The organism is Caballeronia cordobensis (genome assembly GCF_001544575.2).
Taxonomy (GTDB): domain Bacteria; phylum Pseudomonadota; class Gammaproteobacteria; order Burkholderiales; family Burkholderiaceae; genus Caballeronia; species Caballeronia cordobensis.
The window spans coordinates 267,462-286,569 of record NZ_FCNY02000007.1 but is presented as its reverse complement, the minus strand read 5'-3'; the positions used below and the strand labels follow the sequence as shown (position 1 = coordinate 286,569).

General features: G+C 63.9%; 20 protein-coding genes and 1 riboswitch. Of the genes, 10 read left to right on the top strand and 10 right to left on the bottom strand.

All coding sequences use genetic code 11. The features are described from left to right. Positions 1-3: 3 nt before the first annotated feature. The gene (locus AWB70_RS15830; RefSeq protein ID WP_053569146.1) at positions 4-1,302 is read left to right on the top strand and encodes a cobyrinic acid a,c-diamide synthase CobB; all 1,299 of its coding nucleotides are present in this window, start codon (positions 4-6) and stop codon (positions 1,300-1,302) included. Next, the gene (locus AWB70_RS15825) at positions 1,299-1,541 is read left to right on the top strand and encodes a DUF1289 domain-containing protein (protein WP_053569145.1); all 243 of its coding nucleotides are present in this window, start codon (positions 1,299-1,301) and stop codon (positions 1,539-1,541) included. Before AWB70_RS15830 ends, AWB70_RS15825 begins: the two co-directional genes overlap by 4 nt. Before the next feature lie 5 nt (positions 1,542-1,546). On the opposite strand, the gene AWB70_RS15820 is transcribed toward AWB70_RS15825, so the two are convergent. After that, entirely contained in the window at positions 1,547-2,344 is a 798-nt protein-coding gene (locus AWB70_RS15820; protein ID WP_053569144.1) for a CbtA family protein, read from the bottom strand. Between the two features lie 9 nt (positions 2,345-2,353). Then, positions 2,354-2,581 (bottom strand): CbtB domain-containing protein, encoded by a 228-nt coding sequence (locus AWB70_RS15815; RefSeq protein ID WP_053569143.1) that lies wholly within the window; start codon positions 2,579-2,581, stop codon positions 2,354-2,356. 29 nt (positions 2,582-2,610) lie between these two features. After that, positions 2,611-2,734: riboswitch (cobalamin riboswitch) on the bottom strand. A 49-nt stretch (positions 2,735-2,783) separates the two neighbouring features. Between AWB70_RS15815 and AWB70_RS15810 the strand changes: the two genes are divergently transcribed. From AWB70_RS15810 to hmuQ, 3 genes are all read left to right on the top strand, one after another. Next, positions 2,784-3,332 carry a histidine phosphatase family protein gene (locus AWB70_RS15810; protein ID WP_053569142.1) on the top strand — a complete coding sequence of 183 codons (549 nt, stop codon included), beginning with the start codon at positions 2,784-2,786 and terminating at the stop codon, positions 3,330-3,332. A gap of 80 nt (positions 3,333-3,412) precedes the next feature. Next, entirely contained in the window at positions 3,413-3,784 is a 372-nt protein-coding gene (locus AWB70_RS15805; protein ID WP_014250644.1) for a DUF1428 domain-containing protein, read from the top strand. A gap of 34 nt (positions 3,785-3,818) precedes the next feature. Next, positions 3,819-4,133, top strand: coding sequence for a heme-degrading protein HmuQ (hmuQ, locus tag AWB70_RS15800; protein WP_014250643.1), 315 nt, complete (start codon positions 3,819-3,821; stop codon positions 4,131-4,133). A gap of 108 nt (positions 4,134-4,241) precedes the next feature. Here hmuQ and AWB70_RS15795 read toward each other — a convergent pair whose 3' ends face one another. Together AWB70_RS15795 and lhpI are read right to left on the bottom strand one after the other, a co-directional pair. Beyond that, positions 4,242-4,553 (bottom strand): hypothetical protein, encoded by a 312-nt coding sequence (locus tag AWB70_RS15795; RefSeq protein WP_053569141.1) that lies wholly within the window; start codon positions 4,551-4,553, stop codon positions 4,242-4,244. 133 nt (positions 4,554-4,686) lie between these two features. Further along, positions 4,687-5,622, bottom strand: a complete 936-nt coding sequence (gene lhpI, locus AWB70_RS15790; RefSeq protein WP_053569140.1) for a bifunctional Delta(1)-pyrroline-2-carboxylate/Delta(1)-piperideine-2-carboxylate reductase — start codon at positions 5,620-5,622, stop codon at positions 4,687-4,689. 235 nt (positions 5,623-5,857) lie between these two features. On the opposite strand from lhpI, the gene ppk2 reads away from it, so the two are divergent. After that, positions 5,858-6,754: a polyphosphate kinase 2 gene (gene ppk2, locus AWB70_RS15785; protein WP_014250641.1), complete on the top strand. Its 897-nt coding sequence runs from the start codon at positions 5,858-5,860 to the stop codon at positions 6,752-6,754. A gap of 9 nt (positions 6,755-6,763) precedes the next feature. Here the strand turns inward: ppk2 and AWB70_RS15780 are convergent, their stop codons facing one another. From AWB70_RS15780 to AWB70_RS15760, 5 genes are all read right to left on the bottom strand, one after another. Next, positions 6,764-6,988, bottom strand: a complete 225-nt coding sequence (locus AWB70_RS15780) for a hypothetical protein (RefSeq protein ID WP_041732154.1) — start codon at positions 6,986-6,988, stop codon at positions 6,764-6,766. Positions 6,989-7,143: 155 nt separating this feature from the next. Continuing rightward, complete coding sequence (locus AWB70_RS15775) at positions 7,144-8,634, bottom strand: efflux transporter outer membrane subunit (RefSeq protein WP_321167014.1); 1,491 nt, start codon at positions 8,632-8,634, stop codon at positions 7,144-7,146. A 5-nt stretch (positions 8,635-8,639) separates the two neighbouring features. After that, positions 8,640-11,840 carry an efflux RND transporter permease subunit gene (locus tag AWB70_RS15770; protein WP_053569137.1) on the bottom strand — a complete coding sequence of 1,067 codons (3,201 nt, stop codon included), beginning with the start codon at positions 11,838-11,840 and terminating at the stop codon, positions 8,640-8,642. A 29-nt stretch (positions 11,841-11,869) separates the two neighbouring features. Further along, complete coding sequence (locus AWB70_RS15765; protein ID WP_014250638.1) at positions 11,870-13,066, bottom strand: efflux RND transporter periplasmic adaptor subunit; 1,197 nt, start codon at positions 13,064-13,066, stop codon at positions 11,870-11,872. A gap of 69 nt (positions 13,067-13,135) precedes the next feature. Continuing rightward, positions 13,136-13,954 carry an alpha/beta hydrolase gene (locus AWB70_RS15760; protein ID WP_053569136.1) on the bottom strand — a complete coding sequence of 273 codons (819 nt, stop codon included), beginning with the start codon at positions 13,952-13,954 and terminating at the stop codon, positions 13,136-13,138. Between the two features lie 219 nt (positions 13,955-14,173). On the opposite strand from AWB70_RS15760, the gene AWB70_RS15755 reads away from it, so the two are divergent. The 4 genes from AWB70_RS15755 to AWB70_RS39025 all read left to right on the top strand — a co-directional run bounded on the left by AWB70_RS15755 (position 14,174) and on the right by AWB70_RS39025 (position 16,460). Further along, the gene (locus AWB70_RS15755) at positions 14,174-15,184 is read left to right on the top strand and encodes a LysR family transcriptional regulator (protein ID WP_014250636.1); all 1,011 of its coding nucleotides are present in this window, start codon (positions 14,174-14,176) and stop codon (positions 15,182-15,184) included. Positions 15,185-15,208: 24 nt separating this feature from the next. Continuing rightward, positions 15,209-15,745, top strand: a complete 537-nt coding sequence (locus AWB70_RS15750; protein WP_374730239.1) for a GNAT family N-acetyltransferase — start codon at positions 15,209-15,211, stop codon at positions 15,743-15,745. A gap of 176 nt (positions 15,746-15,921) precedes the next feature. Beyond that, on the top strand, positions 15,922-16,290 hold the full coding sequence (locus AWB70_RS15745; RefSeq protein ID WP_053569135.1) for a DUF4148 domain-containing protein: 369 nt from the start codon (positions 15,922-15,924) through the stop codon (positions 16,288-16,290). A gap of 32 nt (positions 16,291-16,322) precedes the next feature. Next, on the top strand, positions 16,323-16,460 hold the full coding sequence (locus tag AWB70_RS39025; protein WP_175582504.1) for a hypothetical protein: 138 nt from the start codon (positions 16,323-16,325) through the stop codon (positions 16,458-16,460). A 37-nt stretch (positions 16,461-16,497) separates the two neighbouring features. On the opposite strand, the gene AWB70_RS15740 is transcribed toward AWB70_RS39025, so the two are convergent. Continuing rightward, complete coding sequence (locus AWB70_RS15740; RefSeq protein WP_053569134.1) at positions 16,498-19,020, bottom strand: adenosylcobalamin-dependent ribonucleoside-diphosphate reductase; 2,523 nt, start codon at positions 19,018-19,020, stop codon at positions 16,498-16,500. Positions 19,021-19,108: the final 88 nt, after the last annotated feature.

Sequence of the window (19,108 nt, the reverse complement as noted above, 5' to 3'; positions counted from 1 at the left end):
GCGATGCCCGACTGCCCCGCTCTTTTCATCGGCGCGAGCGCGTCGCATCAAGGCAAGACCACGGTCACGGCCGCGATTGCGCGGCATCACGCGCGCCGCGGCCTGAAGGTGCGCGTCTTCAAGACCGGCCCGGATTTCCTCGATCCGATGATCCTCGAACGCGCATGCGGTACGCCCGTCTATTCGCTGCATCTGTCGATGGTCGGTCTCGAAGCATGCCGCGCGCTGCTCGCACAGGCCGCGCGCGAGGCCGATCTCATTCTTATCGAAGGCGTGATGGGCCTCTTCGACGGCACGCCGAGCAGCGCCGATCTCGCCGCCGCGTTCGACGTGCCCGTGCTCGCGGTGATCGGCGCGCACGGCATGGCGCAGACCTTCGGCGCCATCGCGTTCGGCCTCGCGCGTTATCGCGCGGACGTGCCGTTTCATGGCGTGCTCGCGAATCGCGTTGCGTCGCCGCGTCATGCGCAGATGTTGTCCGAGACCATTCCAGAAGGGCTGCGCTATTGCGGCCATCTTTCGAATGCCGACGATATCGCGCTGCCCGAGCGTCATCTCGGCCTCACGCAGCCGGACGAGGTCGCCGGGCTCGATGCGCGTCTTGACCGCGCCGCCGATGCGATCGCGCAAACGACGCTCGCCGCGCTTCCGCCGCCCGTCCATTTCGCCGATGCGACGCTTCCCGCGCCGCCGCGCCTTCTGGAGGGCCTCGATATCGCAATCGCGCGCGATGCCGCGTTCTCGTTCGTTTATCCGGCGAATATCGATCTGCTCGTCGCGATGGGCGCGCGCATCCGCACGTTTTCGCCGCTCGCCGACGAGCCCGCGCCGCCCGAAGCCGATGCGCTCTATCTGCCCGGCGGGTATCCCGAGCTGCATGCCGCAACGCTCGCGGCCAATGCCCGCACGCGCGCGTCGATCGCGCATCACGTCGCGCGCGGGAAGGCGGTCGTCGCGGAATGCGGCGGCATGCTGTATCTGCTCGATACGCTGACCGACGTCGAAGGTACACGGCATGCCATGCTTGGCGTGCTGCCCGGCGATGCCGCGATGCAACGCAAGCTGTCGCGCCTCGCGATGCAGCGCATCGAGACGGCGCATGGCGCGATGACCGGGCACACGTTCCACTACTCCACGCTCGACACGCCGATGCAGCCCGCACTCAGCGCAACGCACGCGACCACGGGCGCGGCCGGCGAAGCGCTGTATCGGCATGGTCCGGTGACGGCCACGTACATGCATGCCTACTGGCCGTCGAATCCAGCCGCAGCCGCCGCGCTCTTTCGCGGCGAAACACTATGACGACCACGCAAGACATCCGCACGCCGCTCGATCTCGCCGACACCATCGAGCGTGCAAAAACGCAGCAGCCGGTCGGCTCGCCGTGCACCGACGTCTGCAAGCTCGATGCCGAAAGCGGCCTGTGCCTCGGCTGTTTCAGAAGCCGCGAAGAGATCAAGACCTTCAGGTCGATGGACGACGCCGCGAAGCTGGCTCTGTTCGACGCCCTGCTTGCGCGGCGCGCGGCGAAAGCGAAGTAAGACGCTCAGGCCGCAGCCATGCGCCGCAGCGCCGGCCGCTCCAGCTCCCGCGCGGCGAGCGCGCCGAACACGAGGCCGAGCGTGGTCCAGATCAGCGCCTGAATGCCGATGGCGGCCACGCGGAAATTCCACAGCAGCGACGCGGAGAACCCGGCGGGCACTTCGTCGATACCCGGCAGCGCAACCTGCGCAATCGCGATCACAACGACATACGCCGCCACGGCGATGAGCGTCGCGTTCCAGCCGCCGTGCCGTGCCGCCATGCGCCGCTGCATGCGCACGGCAAAGACGGCCGCCGCGAGGGAAATCGCGACCATGCCGAAGAACAGCGCCGTGCGCGGCCCGATGGTCTCGGCATTGCCCACGGCAGGCGGATTCGGCGGGTACTTGAGGAACGGCACGATCGCGACGCTCACGAAGCCGAACAACGCCAGCAACGCCGCTGTGCCCCGCGCCCGCAACGCGCCGAGCCGCCCATAGGCGAACGCGAACACGAGCGAGAAGAGCCCGCCCAACGCGGTGCCGAATACGGCGACGCCCGTCAGCAGGCCGAGGCCCGCTTGCGTATCGCGCGAGACCACGTCCTCGCCGCCGTGATCGTGCGAGTGCGCGGCGTTGGCCGACGCATCGGCGGGCGCGTGTTCATGCTCGTGTTCGTGCGCGGGCTGCGCCTCTTCGTGTTGTTCCTCGAACGCGATGGCGCGCGCCACCGACGGCTCGCCGAACGCACGCGCGAAACCGAAGCCGATCAGGCCTGCGACGAGTCCCGCGATCATGCCGCGTATCAGCAAGGTGCGAATCATGACTCGCCCTCAGTGGCACGGAAAGCCGAGCAGATGCCGGCCATCGTGGACGAATTCGTGGACGTAAGTGCCCGAGAAGATCGATGTCGCGCCCTGCTCCGCCCCGACGAAATAAATGGCGATCAGCAGAATGAGGCCGATGAAAATGGCCCAGGGCAGCACCTCGCGCACCGGAATGGGCACGGGTGCATCCAGCGACGAGGGAGCCGAAAAGACCGGCGCGTTGGAAGCGTTCATGGTGGTTCTCCAGGGAAAAGCGCGTCCCGATTGACGAAGAGCATGCAGCGGGGTCTGACTCGCGGCGCAGCGCCTTTCGGCTCTGCCGCATACAGTGGCGCGACCGTGCCGGGTTTGCACCGGCTTCCTCGCACTGCAAGCTTGCCATTCTATGATGATTGACGGCAAAGTGAAACGATTCCGATCCGCCCGTCACGCTCCCTTGGAACTCATCTTTCTGTGCCACGCCGCCACGCGCGCGATGAAAGCCGGCCGTTTTCCGACCGGCGACGAACCGGCCGCCCACGATGAGCGCGACCGGGTCGCTTCGCTGCGCGCACGCGGCGGCACGCGCGTCATCGCGAGCCCGGCGCGTGTTGCGCGGCAGACAGCGGAATGGATCGCCGATGCCTTCGAGATCGTGCCCACGTTCGACGACATCGATTACGGCCGTTGGCGCGGACTTTCTCTACGCGAAGCCGGCGAGCGCGAACCCGCGCAACTCGCCGCATGGCTCGCGGACCCGGAGGCGCATCCGCACGGCGGCGAAAGCGTCGCGATGCTCGCGGCACGCGTCGCTCAGGGCTTTGCGTTTATCGACCGGCTCAATGCGCGCGAGCGCTGCATCGTCGTCACGCATGCGATCGTCGTGAAAGCCGCGCTCGCGCATGCGCTCGGCATGCCGCTTCGATCGGTCTACGGGATGGACCTCGCGCCGCTGTCCGCGACGGTGCTGAAACGCGCTTCGCCCGCCGATGCATGGATCGCCTGAACTTCGCTCCTCGCGAACGGCTCAAAGCAGACAGCGTATCGCATGCGCGGTGCGCGCCCGAACCGTTACAGGAGACTCAGATGGCGCACTACGTGGATGGATTCGTCGTACCCGTTCCCATCGACAAAATCGATGCCTACCGTGCGATGGCCGAAGCAGCCGGCAAAATCTGGCTGGAACACGGCGCGCTGCAATTCGTCGAGACCATCGCCGACGATGTGAAGCCCGGCAAGGTCACGTCTTTTCCGCAGAGCGTGCAGTTGAAGGAAGGCGAGACCGTCGTGTTCTCGTATATCGTCTACGCATCACGCGAAGAGCGCGACAGCGTCAACGCGAAAGTCATGGAAGACCCGCGCCTCAAAGCCATGATGGAAAACGGCGAGCCGCCGTTCGACGGGAAACGCATGTTCTTCGGCGGCTTCACGACCATCGTCGAACTCGAACGCAACTGATTTTTTTATTCAATCGCGAAGGAAACATATCGACATGTATATCGCCATGAACCGCTTCAAGATCGTGCCCGGCGCCGAGGCCGACTTCGAACGTCTCTGGACCAGCCGCGACACGCATCTGAAAGACGTGCCGGGGTTCGTCGAGTTTCATCTGCTCAAAGGTCCGGCGAAGGACGATCACGTCCTCTATTCGAGCCATACGATCTGGGCCAGTCAGGCGGCCTTCGAAGACTGGACGCGCTCGGACGCGTTTCGCGCCGCGCATCGCAACGCGGGCGGCGAAACGCGCCAACTCTATCTCGGGCATCCCGAGTTCGAGGGATTTGACGTCATTCAGACCGTTAAATAGGCACTGGCGCGTGGATTCGAACGGTCGCGCGCTTCTCCGGTGAAACACGTTCGTTTTACACAGATGTGAAAAAACGCGCTTTGCATTCGTGCTTTTTTCAGACGGTTGTCAGGCCTTTGCGCCGCGCGCCATGCGCTGCAACGTCGACGAATCGATCGCCGCCGCGCAGATGCGCACGGCTTCCTTCAACGTACGAGGACGCCCCGCGCCGAATTGCGATTCGAGCATCGCCACGGCGCGCACACGCTCGTCGTTGCCGAGCTTCTCGCCGGTGGCAAGCTCGAGCACGGATATGAAGTATGCCGCCGGCGGCGCGGCGCTTGGCCGGGCCGCCCCCTTGCGGTCCCCGCCCGCGCCCTCTCGTCCGTCCTCGTGTGCCGGAATCCACGGGTGCCATTTGCTGTCGTATCGACTTTTCATGGGTCAGTTCGCTGGCTCTATTGCTGTGGCGCGCTGTGCGCCGTTCATCCGATGGCGTCTTCGCGCCTTCATCGCTCAAAAAAAACAGTCAGCAAGTCCCGTTCCAACCCGCACGGCCTTATGGGGTCTGGCGTTACGCGCCTTTTTCCTCCGACAAAATCGCGCGCGCGACGCGGCACGCCGCCAGGTCCCACGCCGCGCAGCCGACCGACTTGAACATCACGGCGCGCGTGGCGTCGGCGTTCTTCGACGAAGCCGCGAGCGCCTCGGCCAGCGGATGCACCGCGTTCCAGTCGATGCCCGCAAGAATGAAGTCGCCCGCTTCGTGCCGCGCGCCCGCGGGGTCGTCGACGTAAAGCGCGCTCGCATGAACGGTCGCGGCGGCGATCTCGGCGGCATCGGCGGTGAAGGCGCCCACGCCGATCACGAGGCGCCCCGCGCGCGCAGGCATCGTGTAGACGGGCGTCTTGCTCGTGGTCGCGGCGATGACGACATCGACGGAATCGGGAATCGCCGCGTCGTCCAGCGCGGCCAGATTGGCCGACAGCGACGCGTGCGCCGCGCAGAATTCGCGCGCACGTCCCGCACGCGAGCCCTGCACGCGGATGCGCGCATCGGGATAGACGGCGGCGAGCGCCTCGATGTGATACGCCGCCTGCTTGCCCGTGCCGATCACGAGCACCTCGCGCGGCGCGCCCGCATGCAGCGCGCGGATCGCGAGCATCGAGACCGACGCCGTGCGCCGGCCCGTGACGGTCGGACCGTCGAGCATGAATTGCGGCACGCCGGTGACGGCGTCATAAGCCGTGACCTGGCCGTGAATCGTCGGCAGGCCGAGCGCGCCGTTGCCCGTGCAGACGTTCACGAGCTTGTGCATGGCGAGATCGGCGGCGCTCGCGGGCATCGAGAGCATCACGCCGCCTTCGATCGGCACCACCATGCGCTCCGGACTGACGATGCGCCCCGCCGCGTAATCGAGCATGGTCGCGGCGAGCGTGTCCACGAGCCGGTCGTACGGCACCAGGCGTGCGGTGTTGGCTTCGTCGAAACTGTGGATCGTCGCGGTCATCGTGTTCGCTCGCTGTTAGGGTTGAAAGTGCCATCGGCATGCCATCGAAATGCCGGAACATTCTAACGGCGCGCGCCGTCGTGTCATAAAGCGCGCGCGCTTTCTAAAATGAATCAGCGAATCGCCGATGCGGTCATTGTCATATGACTGCCATCGAATGCCGTCATAATCGGCCGTCCCGCGCCGCAACTCGAAACCACGACAGCGGCCGCCCCAGAACGCCACGGAGCCCTTCATGAACACGACGGAGAAACAGCGCCGTTTCCATGCCGACATCATCGACAGCTACGACGAAGAGTTCGAGATGGAGGTCGACGATCGCTTCCTGGACGGCGAGTCGACCTTCTCGGAAGAAGAGCGCCAGTTGCGCAAGACGTATTTCCGCGAACTGTTCCGTTTGCAGGGCGAGCTCGTGAAGCTGCAGGACTGGGTCGTGCACACGGGGCACCGGCTGGTCGTGCTTTTCGAAGGACGCGATGCGGCGGGCAAAGGCGGCGCGATCAAGCGCATCACGCAACGCCTGAATCCCCGCGTGTGCCGCGTGGCTGCGCTGCCCGCGCCGAACAATCGCGAACGCACGCAATGGTATTTCCAGCGCTATGTCTCGCACTTGCCGGCGGCCGGTGAAATCGTTTTATTCGACCGGAGCTGGTATAACCGCGCGGGCGTCGAGCGCGTGATGAATTTCTGCAGCGACGAAGAGTATGAAGAATTCTTCCGCTCGGTGCCCGAGTTCGAGAAGATGCTGGTGAGAAGCGGCATCCAGATCGTGAAGTACTGGTTCTCGATCACCGACGACGAACAGGAAGTGCGCTTCCAGGCGCGTATCGAAGATCCGCTCAAGCAGTGGAAGCTGAGCCCGATGGATCTGGAAAGCCGCCGCCGCTGGGAAGCGTATACGGCGGCCAAGGAAGTGATGCTTCAGCGCACGCACATTCCCGAGGCGCCGTGGTGGGTCGTCCACGCGGTCGACAAGAAGCGCGCACGGCTGAACTGCATCAGCCACCTGCTAAGCCAGGTGCCGTATCACGATGTCGAGCATGCGTCGATCGAACTGCCCGACCGCGTGTTCAATCCCGATTATCTGCGTCAGCCCGTGCCGGACGATATGTACGTTCCCGAAGTGTATTGAGCGTCGATATCAGCAGCAGTTGTTGCAGGGCAGATGCTTGACGGCGGCGCTGCTGCGCTGACGCGCCACCGTATGACGCAGCGCGAACTGATACGCGTGCTGCGAACCCTTCAGCATCATCACGAACATCACCTGGGCGAGATTGAAGTCGAGCGTGACCATCAGGCGCGTCAACAGCAGCAGTGGCAGCACCACCGCCGGCTGATACAGTTGCTTTGCGATCAAGTCTCTCATCATCGGCTCCTTATCCCTTGATTGAATTCTAAGGATTCGAGCCCTGCGGATAAACGCTAGATAGGTGAAGACATATGTTCCGGGAAACGAACAATCGCGTTTACCCGGCTCCCCAATGAATATGGCCCTGCATTGAGCAGGGCCATATTCAAGCATTACTTCTGCGCGAGACTCGGCTCGGGCACGGGTTTGGGCATCGCATCGCCCCAACCGCCGCCCAGCGCGCGGATCAGATTCACCGTCGAGATCGCCTGCGCGCCCTGCAATTGCACCGATGAACGCTGCGTTTGCAGCACGGTGCGCTCGGCGTCGATCACGTCGAGATAATTCACCGCGCCCTCGGTGTACTGCGTGCGCGAGAGCTGCGCCGCGCGCACCGACGCCTTCACGGCATCTTCCTGCGTGGCCGTCTGGTCTTCGAGGATGCGCAGGTCCGAGAGGTTGTCCTCCACCTCGCGGAACGCGACCAGCACCTGCTGACGATAGCTCGCCACATCCTCTTCATAGATCGCGCGCGCATTCGCGAGATTGCCCTTGCGCCGGCCGCCATCGAAGATCGGGATATTGAGCGCCGTGCCCGCGAACGGCCCGAGCAGGAACGTGCGGCTCGACCATTTGAAGAGATCGCCGAGCGTCGCCGATTCGAAACCGCCCAGGCCCGTCAGCGTGAGCGACGGGAAGAACGCCGCCTTCGCCACGCCGATGCGCGCATTCGCCGCCGCCATAGCGCGTTCCGCCGCGGCGATATCGGGACGACGCTCCAGCAGCGACGAAGGCAGGCCCGGCGGCACGCGGATCGTCACCGGCTTGAGCGGATTCGCGGCCATCGTGAACTCGGCGGGCGCCTTGCCTAACAACACCGCAAGGCTATGCTCCGATGCCGCGCGCAGACGTTGCACCGTCATCGCTTCGGAGCGCGCCGTCGCAAGCTCCGACTTCGCGCGCGCCAGGTCCAGTTCGCTGATATCGCCTTCGTTGAAGCGCTTTTGCACGAGCTTCAGCGCTTGCTCGCGCAGTTGCACCGTGCGCGTGTAGACATCCGCTTCGGCATCGAGCTCGCGCAGATTGAAGTAGTTCTGCGCGACATCCGCCTGCAGCGCGAGCTGCACCGAACGGAACAGCGCCTCGCTCTGCTGCGTCTCGGCGTTCGCGGCCTGCACCGTGTTCGCGACGCGGCCGAACAGATCCACTTCATACGACACGCTCGCCTGCGCGCGCCACAAGGTCTGCGCGGGCACGTTGCCATTGGGCGGCAGGAACTGCGAGGCGGGCGAGAACTTCTCCCGCGTCGGCCCGAAGCCCGCGTCGAGCGTCGGGAACAGTCCGGCGCGCGCCGTCTGGTTGATCGCGCGCGCTTCCTTCACGCGCGCCGCGGCGGCCCGCAGATTCTGGTTTGCGTCCTGCGCCTGCTTTTCCAGATCGTCGAGCGTGGCGTCGGCGAAAATCGTCCACCATTCGCCGCGCAGCATCTCTTCGGAAGGCTGCGCGGCTTTCCATGTGCCCGCTTCCGACGCCTGCAAAGCAGGCGTTTCCTTATACGCGGAAGGCGCGTTGACGTCGGGCTTCTCGTACGTGGGCGCAAGCGAACATCCGACCAGCAGCAACGCGGCCATCAGACTCGAAACAACATGCAGCTTATTCATCATTGACCTCATTGCGCTTCGACCGAAGCACCGATACCGCGCATCTGCGGATGCGTGCCGTGCTTGTCCGTCACATGCTCCGTGCGCGAGAGCTTGCGCAGGATCACATAGAACACCGGCGTGAGCATCAGACCGAAGAGCGTGACGCCCAACATGCCGAAGAACACCGCGACGCCCATTGCATGACGCATTTCCGAGCCCGCGCCCGACGACAGCACGAGCGGCACCACACCCATGATGAACGCGATGGACGTCATCAGAATCGGGCGCAGACGCAGGCGGCTCGCTTCAATTGCAGCCTGCACGATGGAACGTCCCTGCATCTCCAGTTCGCGTGCGAACTCCACGATCAGAATCGCGTTCTTCGCCGACAGGCCCACCAGCACCATCAAGCCGATCTGCGTGAAGATGTTGTTGTCGCCATCGGTGAGCCATACGCCGAGCAAGGCGGAAAGAATGCTCATCGGCACGATCAGGATGACCGCGAGCGGCAGCGTCAGGCTTTCATACAGCGCGGCGAGCACGAGGAACACGAGCAGCACGCTGATCGGGAAGACCCACAGCGCGGCATTGCCGGCGAGAATCTGCTGATACGTGAGATCGGTCCATTCGAACTTGATCCCGCGCGGCAGCACTTCCGCTGCAATGCGTTCCGCCGCGGCCTGCGCCTGGCCCGACGAATAGCCCGGCGCGGGCCCCCCGTTGATATCGGCGGCGGTGTAGCCGTTGTAGCGCACGACCATTTCCGGGCCATACGTCGGCGTCACCTTCACGAGCGAGGACAGCGGCACCATGTCGCCATTCGCGTTACGCGTCTTCAGCAAGCCGATATCTTCGGGATTCGCGCGGAACGGCGCATCGGCCTGCACGCGCACCTGATACACGCGTCCGAAGCGATTGAAGTCGTTCACGTAGAGCGAGCCGAGATAGACCTGCATCGTGTCGAACACGTCCGTCACGGAGACGCCGAGCTGCTTCGCCTTCACGCGATCCAGATCGACGTTGAGTTGCGGCACGTTGATCTGATAGCTGGAGAACGTCGGTCCGAGCTCGGGCGTCTGCGCGGCGCGCTTGATGAACGCCTGCGTGGCATCGTTGAGCGCCGCATAACCGAGCGCGCCGCGATCTTCCAGTTGCATCTTGAAGCCGCCCAACGTGCCGAGGCCCAGAACCGGCGGCGGCGGGAACACGGCGATGAACGAGCCCTTGATGCCTGCGTACTTCTGATTCAGCGCGCCGGCGATCGCGCCCGCGGACAGCGCCTTGTCATGCACGCGTTCCTTGAACGGCTTCAACGTGACGAACACGATGCCCGCGCTCGACGAGTTGGTGAAGCCATTCACCGACAAGCCCGGGAATTCCACCGCGCTCTCCACGCCCGGCTGCTTCAGCGCGATATCGCTCATCTGGCGGATCACGCCTTCGGTGCGATCGAGCGATGCGCCGTTCGGCAGTTGCGCGAAGCTGATCAGATATTCCTTGTCCTGCGCGGGCACGAAGCCGCCCGGCACGACCTTGCCCATCAGCACCGCGCCGCCGAGCAGCACGGCATACACGCCCATCATCAAGGCCTTGCGATTGATGACATTCTTCACGCCCTTGCCGTACGCATCGGAACCGCGATGAAACACCTTGTTGAACACATGGAAGAATCCACCGAACACGCGATCCATGCCACGCGTGAGCCAGTCTTTCGGTTCATCGTGACCCTTGAGCAGCAAGGCGGCGAGCGCGGGCGACAGCGTCAGCGAGTTGAACGCGGAGATCACCGTCGAGATCGCGATGGTCATCGCGAACTGCTTGTAGAACTGGCCCGTGAGACCCGACATGAACGCGAGCGGCACGAACACGGCGACGAGCGTCAGCGCGATGGCGATAATCGGCCCGCTCACTTCGCGCATGGCCTGATAGGTCGCCTCTCTCGCCGATAAACCCGCCTCGATGTTGCGCTCGACGTTTTCCACGACCACGATCGCATCGTCGACGACAATGCCGATGGCCAGCACCATCCCGAACAATGACAACGCGTTGATCGAGAACCCGAACGCAAGCAGCAGCGAGAACGTCCCGACAATCGACACCGGCACCGCGAGCAGCGGAATGATCGACGCGCGCCACGTCTGCAGGAACACGATCACGACCAGCACGACGAGCGCGATGGCTTCGGCGAGCGTGTGGATCACCGCTTCGATCGACGAGCGCACGAACTGCGTCGGGTCATAGACGATCTGATATTCCAGGCCTGCGGGCATGTCCGCCTGCAGTTCCTTCATCGTCTTGCGGACTTCGTCGGAAATCTGCAGCGAGTTCGCGCCCGGCTGCTGATTGATCGCGATCGCGACCGCCGACTTGTTGTCGAGCAGCGAGCGCAAGCCATATTCCGACGCCGCGAGTTCGACACGCGCCACATCGGAGAGATGCGTGACCGCGCCGTCGGGCGAAGTCTTCAGCACGATGTCGCGGAATTCCGACTCGTTCTGCAAGCGGCCGCGCGCGTTCACGTTCAGTTGCAGCGGCACGTTCGGCAGTGTCGGCGAGCCGCCGATCACGCCTGCGGCCACCTGCACGTTCTGCTCGCGAATCGCATTGACGACATCGGTCGCCGTCATGCCGCGCTGCGCGACCTTTTGCGGATCGAGCCACACACGCATCGAGTAATCGCCCGAGCCCCACAACTGCACCTCGCCCACGCCCGCGATGCGTTCGAGCCGGTCCTTCACGTTGATCAGCGCGTAGTTGCGCAGATACGTCATGTCGTAACGGCCATTGGGCGAGTTCAGGTGGACGACCATCGTGAGCGTGGGCGACGATTTGATCGTCGTCACGCCGAGACGCGTCACGTCCTGCGGCAGGCGCGGCAACGCCTGATTCACGCGGTTCTGCACGAGCTGCGTGTTCTTGTCCGGATCGGTGCCGAGCTTGAACGTGACGGTCGTCGTGAGGTTGCCGTCGCTATTCGCCTGCGACTGCATGTAGAGCATGTCCTCGACGCCGTTGATCTGCTCTTCGAGCGGCGAGGCCACGGTTTCCGCAATCACCTTCGGGTTGGCGCCGGGATACTGCGCATGCACCACGACCGAAGGCGGCACGACTTCCGGATACTCGGAGATCGGCAGCTTGAACATGGCGATGATGCCCGCCAGCAGCACGATCACCGAGAGCACGCCCGCAAAGATCGGGCGGTCGATGAAAAATTTGGATATGTTCATGACGAGTTCTGTCTGTTGCGGAACGGCCCTTACTGCGCGGACGCCGTCTTCACGGCGGGCGCCTTGTCGTCGTCGTTCATCGCGACGTTGTTGGCCTTGATCACGTCGTTCGGACGCACGCGCTGCAAGCCGTTCACGACGATGCGCTCGCCCGCCTGCAGGCCCTTGCTGATCACGCGCAGGCCTTCATGCGTCTGGCCGAGCGACACTTCGCGGTACTGCACGCGGTTGTCCTTGTCGACCACCATCACGAACTTCTTGTCCTGATCGGTGCCGATGGCTTCGTCCTCCACGAGTACGGCCGGATGCGGCGTGCCGCCGCCCACTTTCACGCGGGCATAGAGGCCCGGCACCAGCGAGCCGTCCGGGTTGTTGAAGCGCGCGCGCACGCGAATCGTGCCGGACGTCGTATCGAGCCGGTTATCGACGGAATCGACCACGCCGTCGCGCGAATAACCGTCTTCGTTCGCGAGACCGAGCGACACCGGCACGTTGCTGCCCGCATCGCGGCCGAGATAGCGCAAGTACGTTTGTTCATCGACATCGAACGATGCGTAGATCGGCGAGACCGACACGAGCGTCGTCAGCAAGGGCGCGTTGCCGCCCGTCGAGACGATGTTGCCCACCGTGAGCTCCGCGCGCGATACGCGGCCCGACACGGGCGCCGTGATATGCGTGTACGCGAGATTGATCTTCGCGGCTTCGAGCGCGGCCTGCGCGGCCTTCAGGTTGGCGACGGCCTCGCGCGCGGCGTTCTGCTTCTCGTCGTAATCGCGCTTGGCGATCGCGTTGTCGGCGAGCAGGCGCTCGGCGCGCGCCGCATCCGTCGACGTATATCCGTTGCGCGCCTGCGCCGCCGCGAGCTGCGCCTGCGCGCGATCGACTTCGGCTTCATACGGGCGCGGATCGATCGTGAAGAGTGCATCGCCCTTCTTCACGAGCTGACCGTCCTTGAAATGCACGGCGACGATCGTCCCCGGCACCAGCGGACGAATATCGACGTGATCGACGGCTTCGAGCCGGCCCGAATAGCTTTGCCAGTCGGTGATGGTCTTCGATACCACGGTCGCGACATCGACTTCGGTGGCGGTCGGACTATGAGCGGCGGCTTTGGCTTCGCTGATCGCCGCATCGCCGTGGCCGCGCCAGGCGGTGTATCCGCCCGCGCCGACGATGATCAGCGTCGCGCCCAGCGCGGCGTAGATGCGTTTGCGAGTGAAAGACATGGTGAGAGGCTCCGGTTTGCGTTGAGATTGTTGTTGTGTGGGGCGATTCGTGCGTGCCGAATCTTGCGGTCACTTTGCCCGCGCGAGACGCTTCCTGAAGAACGCTACGACATCGGCGAGCGCGTCGGGATGCGCGGCCAGCGCGTTGTGCGAGGCCTTGTTATGGCGCGTGACTTCGGTCGGCACGCCGGCGGCGATCAGCTCGCCCGCGTATTTCTCGGCTTCGATATGCAGCAGATCGTGCTCGGCGCTCGCGATCAGCGCGGGCGGCAGGCCCGCGAGACGGCGCGATTCGAGCGGCGCGGCATACGGATGCAAACGTTGCGACGGATTCGGCAGATACGCGCGATAACAACGCGCGCACTCGCTCGCCTCCAGATCGGGGCACAGCACTTTGCGCTCGTCGGCGAGGCGCGTCATGCTCGGGTCGAGCAGCGGCGCGAGCAGCACCTGCGCCGAGATGCGTATATCGCCGCGATCGCGCGCGATGGCCGCGACACAGGTGGCGAGATTGCCGCCGGCGTCGTGGCCCGCGATGCCGATGCGCTGCGGGTCCGCCCGCTGCGCGCGGGCCTGCGCAACCGCCCATTGCACCGCGCGATAGCCGTCTTCCGGCGCGGCGGGAAACGGATAGGCAGGCGCGAGCGAATAACCCACCGACACGACCCACGCGGGCGTATCGCGCGCAATCGTCGCGGCGGCGGTATCGGCGTCGTCGAGATTGCCGCGAATAAAACCGCCGCCGTGGAAGTAAAGAACGATGGGCAGTAGCGTGCCGTCCGAGGCCGGACGATAACTGCGCAGCGTGATCGGTTGCGCGTGTCCGGTGATGTGCACATCCTCGACGCACAAGCGCGGACCCGACTCCAGATCCAACAGTGTTGCCATGGTTATTTTCGGTGCAAGGCCGGTACTGCAAGGCCTTCACGCATAAGTTGCGATGGTGCGAATGATGGAGTCCGCGCCTTTTTTGATAAATGCCTATAATCCGGCAACACAATTCGGTCGCACCGAACAATCGTGGTTATCCCTTGCGATTGTTTGTATCGGCCATTCTTTAGCGCTCGCTTAATAAAGTGCGTCGCTAAGCCAGGAAGGTGAGAGAACATGGATCGGCTACAGGCAATGCAGGTCTTCACCCGCGTCGTGGACACGAATAGCTTTTCGCGCGCGGCGGATACGCTCAATCTCCCGCGCGCGTCGGTCACGACGATCATTCAGAATCTCGAAGCGCATCTGAACGTGCGGCTCCTTCAGCGCACGACGCGCAGACTCAATCTCACGCCGGACGGCGCCGCGTATTACGAGCGCTGCGTGCGCATTCTCGCGGATATCGAAGAAGCGGAAAGCACGTTCTCGAATAACGGCAAGGGACCGCACGGCAAGCTGCGCGTCGATATGCCGGGCGCGATCGGGCGGCTTATCGTCATGCCGCAGCTATGCGATTTCCACACTCGCTATCCGGATATCGAACTGATGATGGGCTTCGGCGACAAGCCCGTCGATCTCATTCAGGAAGGCGTGGATTGCGTGATTCGCGTCGGCACGCTGCAGGATTCGAGTCTCGTCGCGCGGCGCATCGGCGTATTTCAGGGCGTGACGGTGGCCGCGCCGCAATATCTGGAACGCAATGGCACGCCGAAAACGCTCGAAGATCTGCAGAATCACACGGCGGTGAATTACTTTTCGAGCCGCACGGGCCGCATTCTGGATATGGATTTCGTCGTCGACGATGAAACCATCGAAGTGAAGATGCGCGGCATGATTGCTGTGAACGATGCCGAAGCGTATCTGAGTTGCGGCCTGAAGGGCGTCGGCATCATTCAGGTGCCGCGCTTCATGGCGCTGCCGCATCTGCGCGCGGGCGAGCTCGTCGAAGTGCTGCCGCAATGGAATCCGCTGCCGATGCCGATTTCCGCGGTGTATCCGCATAACCGGCACTTGTCGCCGAAAGTGCGCGTATTCGTCGATTGGGCCGCCGAGTTGTTCGAGCGCTGCCCGCTTCTGCAAGGCCAGAAAGAAGCGGAAGAACGCTGCCTGCCGACGAGCACGGCATCGCCGACCATCATTCGGCATGGCACGCCGGAAGTCGCCGGCACCGAAGATGTCGTTGCATAACCTGCGGTCTTGAGCCGCGCACGAATGACGATAAACGAAAACACATTCGTGCGCCGCGTGAGCGCGGATGAAGCGCTGAGCTATGTCGATGCGCTTGCCGACGTGCTCATCGACTGCGTGGAAGGCGGTGCTTCGGTGAGCTTCATGCTGCCGATCTCGCGCGCAACGGCTATCGCGTTCTGGACGCGTGTCGCGCAAGGCGTCGCGCGTGATGAGCGCATTCTGCTCGTCGCCGAAGACGCGCATGGCGATGTCGTCGGCACGGTGCAGTTGATCCTCCATCAGCCCGAGAATCAGCCGCATCGCGCCGATATCGCGAAGATGCTCGTCGCGCGCCGTGCAAGGCGCAAAGGCATCGCGCACCGTCTGATGGCCGCTGCCGACGATGCCGCGCGCCACGCGGGCAAGTCCGTGCTCGTGCTCGATACCGTGACCGGCGGCGATGCCGAACGCCTCTACGAACGTGCCGGCTGGCAGCGCGTGGGCGTCGTGCCGAACTATGCATTGATGCCCGACGGCACGTTGTGCGGCACCACTTTCTTTCACAAGCAACTCGCGTAAGCGCTTGCCCGACAAGGGTTTACGCGATTATTCGCCGATTTCAATAAATCTTTTCGCGGATACGGCATTTATCCGCATGTGGCGCGAGACTACATTCGCTCCTACCGCAGCGTGCTTAACGCGAATTGCAATCCGCATTTGCCCGCACGCCGCATCGGAACGAAGGAGTCGCAAGCATGAAGCAGCTCATCACGGGGTTCTCTCTCGCCGCCATCTCGGCCGTCGTCACGACCACCGCCTTCGCGGAAGGCGGACAGGGCATTGGCCGCGCAGGCAATTATCAGGTTCAAACGCAGACGCAAGCCAATGCGGGCGATACGCCGAAGAGCCGCGCACAAGTGCGCGCGGAACTGGTGGCCGCCTTTTCGAATGGTTCGCTGCCCGCGTTGAACCGCAATAGCTACCCGGAACGCAGCATGTGGGGCGACGCCATCGCCGCGCAAAGCGAGCAACGCGCTCGCGATGCGGCGCAAGCGGAAGCACGCAATCGTGAAATCGTCGAGTACGCAAACGGCTCGGCAACCGGCAACGTGACGGCGCGCTGATCGCGCCGTGATTCAGGCATCAAGAGGTCATCATGTTCGATAACACATCACTCGATCAATTCTCGCTTCTCGACGAACTCCCTTCGACGACGCCGGTATGGCGTCCCTTCGTGCCGCACGCAGCGGATACGATGCAGGACGCTAAACAGGAAAGCGATTCGAAACATTGAACGAAGGCGCGGATGCTGAATCCGCGCCTTTTTTCATTCAACCGCACGCGCCGATTTCACCGCACGACGTGCAGAAGTCGCAGCCATCCTTGCGGATGACGGCATTCGCACCGCACGTCGCGCATTTGCGGCCGTGCATTTGGGGAAGGCCATGAGGATCGATTTCGCCTTGCGCGACACCCTCGGAAACATCTTCGCCTTCGTCGCCTGCAGCTACCGCATGCGCCGCGCGATCGGCGCTCTTGCGCGCAAGCACGCGCGACGGTACCTGGTTGCCCTCTGCATCGAGGAAGCCACGGCGATGAAGAATCTGCTGGATCGCATACGCTAGCGCCGCGACTTCCGAATCGTGCCAGCGCGGACTGCGATGACCGTCGAGCCGCTCGACGTCGCCAAGCCGCACTTGCCCGCGATCCCACGACACCTTGCGCATGTCCTGCAGCGTGCGCGCGGCGAACCCGCCGCGCGCGGCCAGCGACAGCGAACGCATCGTCGCCGTGATCCACTGCTGCGATTCGTCGCTCTGCCCCGTCGGAATGAAGAACTCGATGGGCCGCTCGATCGTGACGTCCCCACCCGCGATGCGCCCCGTCACTTCGATAAACGACACCGCGAGATAGAGCGACTTCTTTCCCGCCTGCGTCAGATATTCGACCTTCTCGATGATGGCAGGCAATTCGCCCCTCGGCCGATGATCGATCGCGATGCGCAGCGGATCGAGATCGAGCTCGGGGTCCGGCGAATCGCTCGGCGTTTCAGCCGGCGCGACGGAGAGCACCGCGCCCAGCGTCTCGTTGGGCCGGTACGTGGCCAGCCCCTTGAGTCCGCGCCGCCATGCTTCGAAATAGAGATCCTGAAACTTGTCGAACGGATAATCGGCGGGCACGTTCACGGTCTTCGAGATCGAGGTATCGACGAACGGCTGCACCGCCGCCATCATCTCCATGTGATCGTGCGCGGACATGTCCAGCGCGCTCACGAAGTAATCGGGCAGCGCGTTCACATCGCCGCCCATCTCGCGATAAAGCCGGTACGCATGATCTTCGACGGCGAAGGTCTGACGCGAACCGTCCGCCATGCGCTTCGTGCGCTGATACGTCCATGAGAACGCCGGCTCGATGCCGTTCGATGCGTTGTCCGCGAACGCGAGGCTTACCGTGCCCGTCGGCGCGATCGACAGAAGATGGCTATTGCGGATGCCATGCTCGCGAATCGCGCTTTGGATGTCGTCCGGCAGGCGCGAAGCGAACGTGCCCTCTTCGAGATAACGCTTCGCATCGAAGCGCGGAAACTTGCCGCGCTCGCGCGCGAGATCGACGGAGGCGCGATACGCTTCGTCGCGCATCGTGCGTGCGACGCGCGTGGCGAAGTCGCGGCCTTCCTGCGCGTTGTAGCGCAAGCCGAGCATCACGAGCGTATCGCCCAGCCCCGTGAAACCCACGCCGATGCGCCGCTTCGCAGCCGCTTCGTCCGCCTGTTCTTCGAGCGGCCAGAGCGTGACGTCGAGCACGTCGTCGAGAAAACGCACCTGCGTGCGCGTGGTGCGTGCAAGGCCGTCCCAGTCGAACGAAGGCGCGCCGCCGCGCATCTGCGCGAACGGATCGCGCACGAAGCGCGTGAGATTGAGCGGGCCGAGATTGCAGCAGCCGTATGCGGGCAGCGGCTGTTCGCCGCATGGATTGGTCGCGCGGATCGCTTCGATGGCGCGCAAGTTGTTGTCGTCGTTCATGCGCGACATGAACACGACGCCCGGCTCGGCGACATCGTAGGTCGAGCGCATGATCGTGTTCCACACTTCGCGCGCCTGCACTTCGCGATAGACCCACATGCCGTCTTCACGCTGATGCATGTCTTCGGCGGCACGCTGCGCGGGCGAAGGCTCGGCCTTGTGCACGAGCTGCCATGCGGCATCGTCGGCGACGGCCTGCATGAATTCGTCCGTCACCGCGATCGATACGTTGAAATTGTTCCAGCGTCCCTTGGTGTGCTTCGCCGCGATGAATTCGAGCAGATCGGGATGCGTGCAATCGAGAATGCCCATCTGCGCGCCGCGCCGCGAGCCCGCGCTTTCGACGGTGCGGCACGAGGCGTCGAACACATCCATATAGCTGCACGGCCCCGACGCCGCCGATCCCGTGGAATGCACGCGTGCGCCGCGCGGGCGGATCGCAGAAAAGTTATAGCCGACACCGCCGCCGCGGCGCATCGTCTCGGCTGCCTGCAACAGCGCAACGTAGATGCCCGGCAAGCCATTGCTGTCCACGCCCTGGATCGCATCGCCCACGGGCTGCACGAAGCAGTTGATGAGCGTCGCGTCGATGCCCGCGCCCGCCGCGCTCATGATGCGCCCCGCGCCGAGCGCGCCGCGCCTGAAGTTATCGACGAACTCCGCTTCGATCTTCGCGCGCGCTTCTTCCGGCTCGGCCTTTGCGACGCCGCGCGCGACGCGGCGGTAGATATCCTCCACGCGCGTCTCGTCGCCCTTGGCGTATTTTTCGAGCATCACGTCGATGGAAAACTGCTGCGGTGCGAGAGCGGTGCTGGGATTGTCTTCGGCCATGTCGGTTCCTTTGAAATCTGCGTGAACTGCCGCAAAGGGAATGCCCGACGATAGCGCGATTTTCCGCCGCTCGCCATCGACCCGTTAC

Excerpts from the sequence above, each read along its gene's own strand:
- AWB70_RS15830 (WP_053569146.1), top strand. The coding sequence starts at position 4 with ATGCCCGACTGCCCCGCTCTTTTCATCGGCGCGAGCGCGTCGCATCAA.
- AWB70_RS15825 (WP_053569145.1), top strand. The coding sequence starts at position 1,299 with ATGACGACCACGCAAGACATCCGCACGCCGCTCGATCTCGCCGACACC.
- AWB70_RS15820 (WP_053569144.1), bottom strand. The coding sequence starts at position 2,344 with ATGATTCGCACCTTGCTGATACGCGGCATGATCGCGGGACTCGTCGCA.
- AWB70_RS15815 (WP_053569143.1), bottom strand. The coding sequence starts at position 2,581 with ATGAACGCTTCCAACGCGCCGGTCTTTTCGGCTCCCTCGTCGCTGGAT.
- AWB70_RS15805 (WP_014250644.1), top strand. The coding sequence starts at position 3,413 with ATGGCGCACTACGTGGATGGATTCGTCGTACCCGTTCCCATCGACAAA.
- hmuQ (WP_014250643.1), top strand. The coding sequence starts at position 3,819 with ATGTATATCGCCATGAACCGCTTCAAGATCGTGCCCGGCGCCGAGGCC.
- AWB70_RS15795 (WP_053569141.1), bottom strand. The coding sequence starts at position 4,553 with ATGAAAAGTCGATACGACAGCAAATGGCACCCGTGGATTCCGGCACAC.
- lhpI (WP_053569140.1), bottom strand. The coding sequence starts at position 5,622 with ATGACCGCGACGATCCACAGTTTCGACGAAGCCAACACCGCACGCCTG.
- ppk2 (WP_014250641.1), top strand. The coding sequence starts at position 5,858 with ATGAACACGACGGAGAAACAGCGCCGTTTCCATGCCGACATCATCGAC.
- AWB70_RS15780 (WP_041732154.1), bottom strand. The coding sequence starts at position 6,988 with ATGAGAGACTTGATCGCAAAGCAACTGTATCAGCCGGCGGTGGTGCTG.
- AWB70_RS15775 (WP_321167014.1), bottom strand. The coding sequence starts at position 8,634 with ATGATGAATAAGCTGCATGTTGTTTCGAGTCTGATGGCCGCGTTGCTG.
- AWB70_RS15770 (WP_053569137.1), bottom strand. The coding sequence starts at position 11,840 with ATGAACATATCCAAATTTTTCATCGACCGCCCGATCTTTGCGGGCGTG.
- AWB70_RS15765 (WP_014250638.1), bottom strand. The coding sequence starts at position 13,066 with ATGTCTTTCACTCGCAAACGCATCTACGCCGCGCTGGGCGCGACGCTG.
- AWB70_RS15760 (WP_053569136.1), bottom strand. The coding sequence starts at position 13,954 with ATGGCAACACTGTTGGATCTGGAGTCGGGTCCGCGCTTGTGCGTCGAG.
- AWB70_RS15755 (WP_014250636.1), top strand. The coding sequence starts at position 14,174 with ATGGATCGGCTACAGGCAATGCAGGTCTTCACCCGCGTCGTGGACACG.
- AWB70_RS15750 (WP_374730239.1), top strand. The coding sequence starts at position 15,209 with ATGACGATAAACGAAAACACATTCGTGCGCCGCGTGAGCGCGGATGAA.
- AWB70_RS15745 (WP_053569135.1), top strand. The coding sequence starts at position 15,922 with ATGAAGCAGCTCATCACGGGGTTCTCTCTCGCCGCCATCTCGGCCGTC.
- AWB70_RS39025 (WP_175582504.1), top strand. The coding sequence starts at position 16,323 with ATGTTCGATAACACATCACTCGATCAATTCTCGCTTCTCGACGAACTC.
- AWB70_RS15740 (WP_053569134.1), bottom strand. The coding sequence starts at position 19,020 with ATGGCCGAAGACAATCCCAGCACCGCTCTCGCACCGCAGCAGTTTTCC.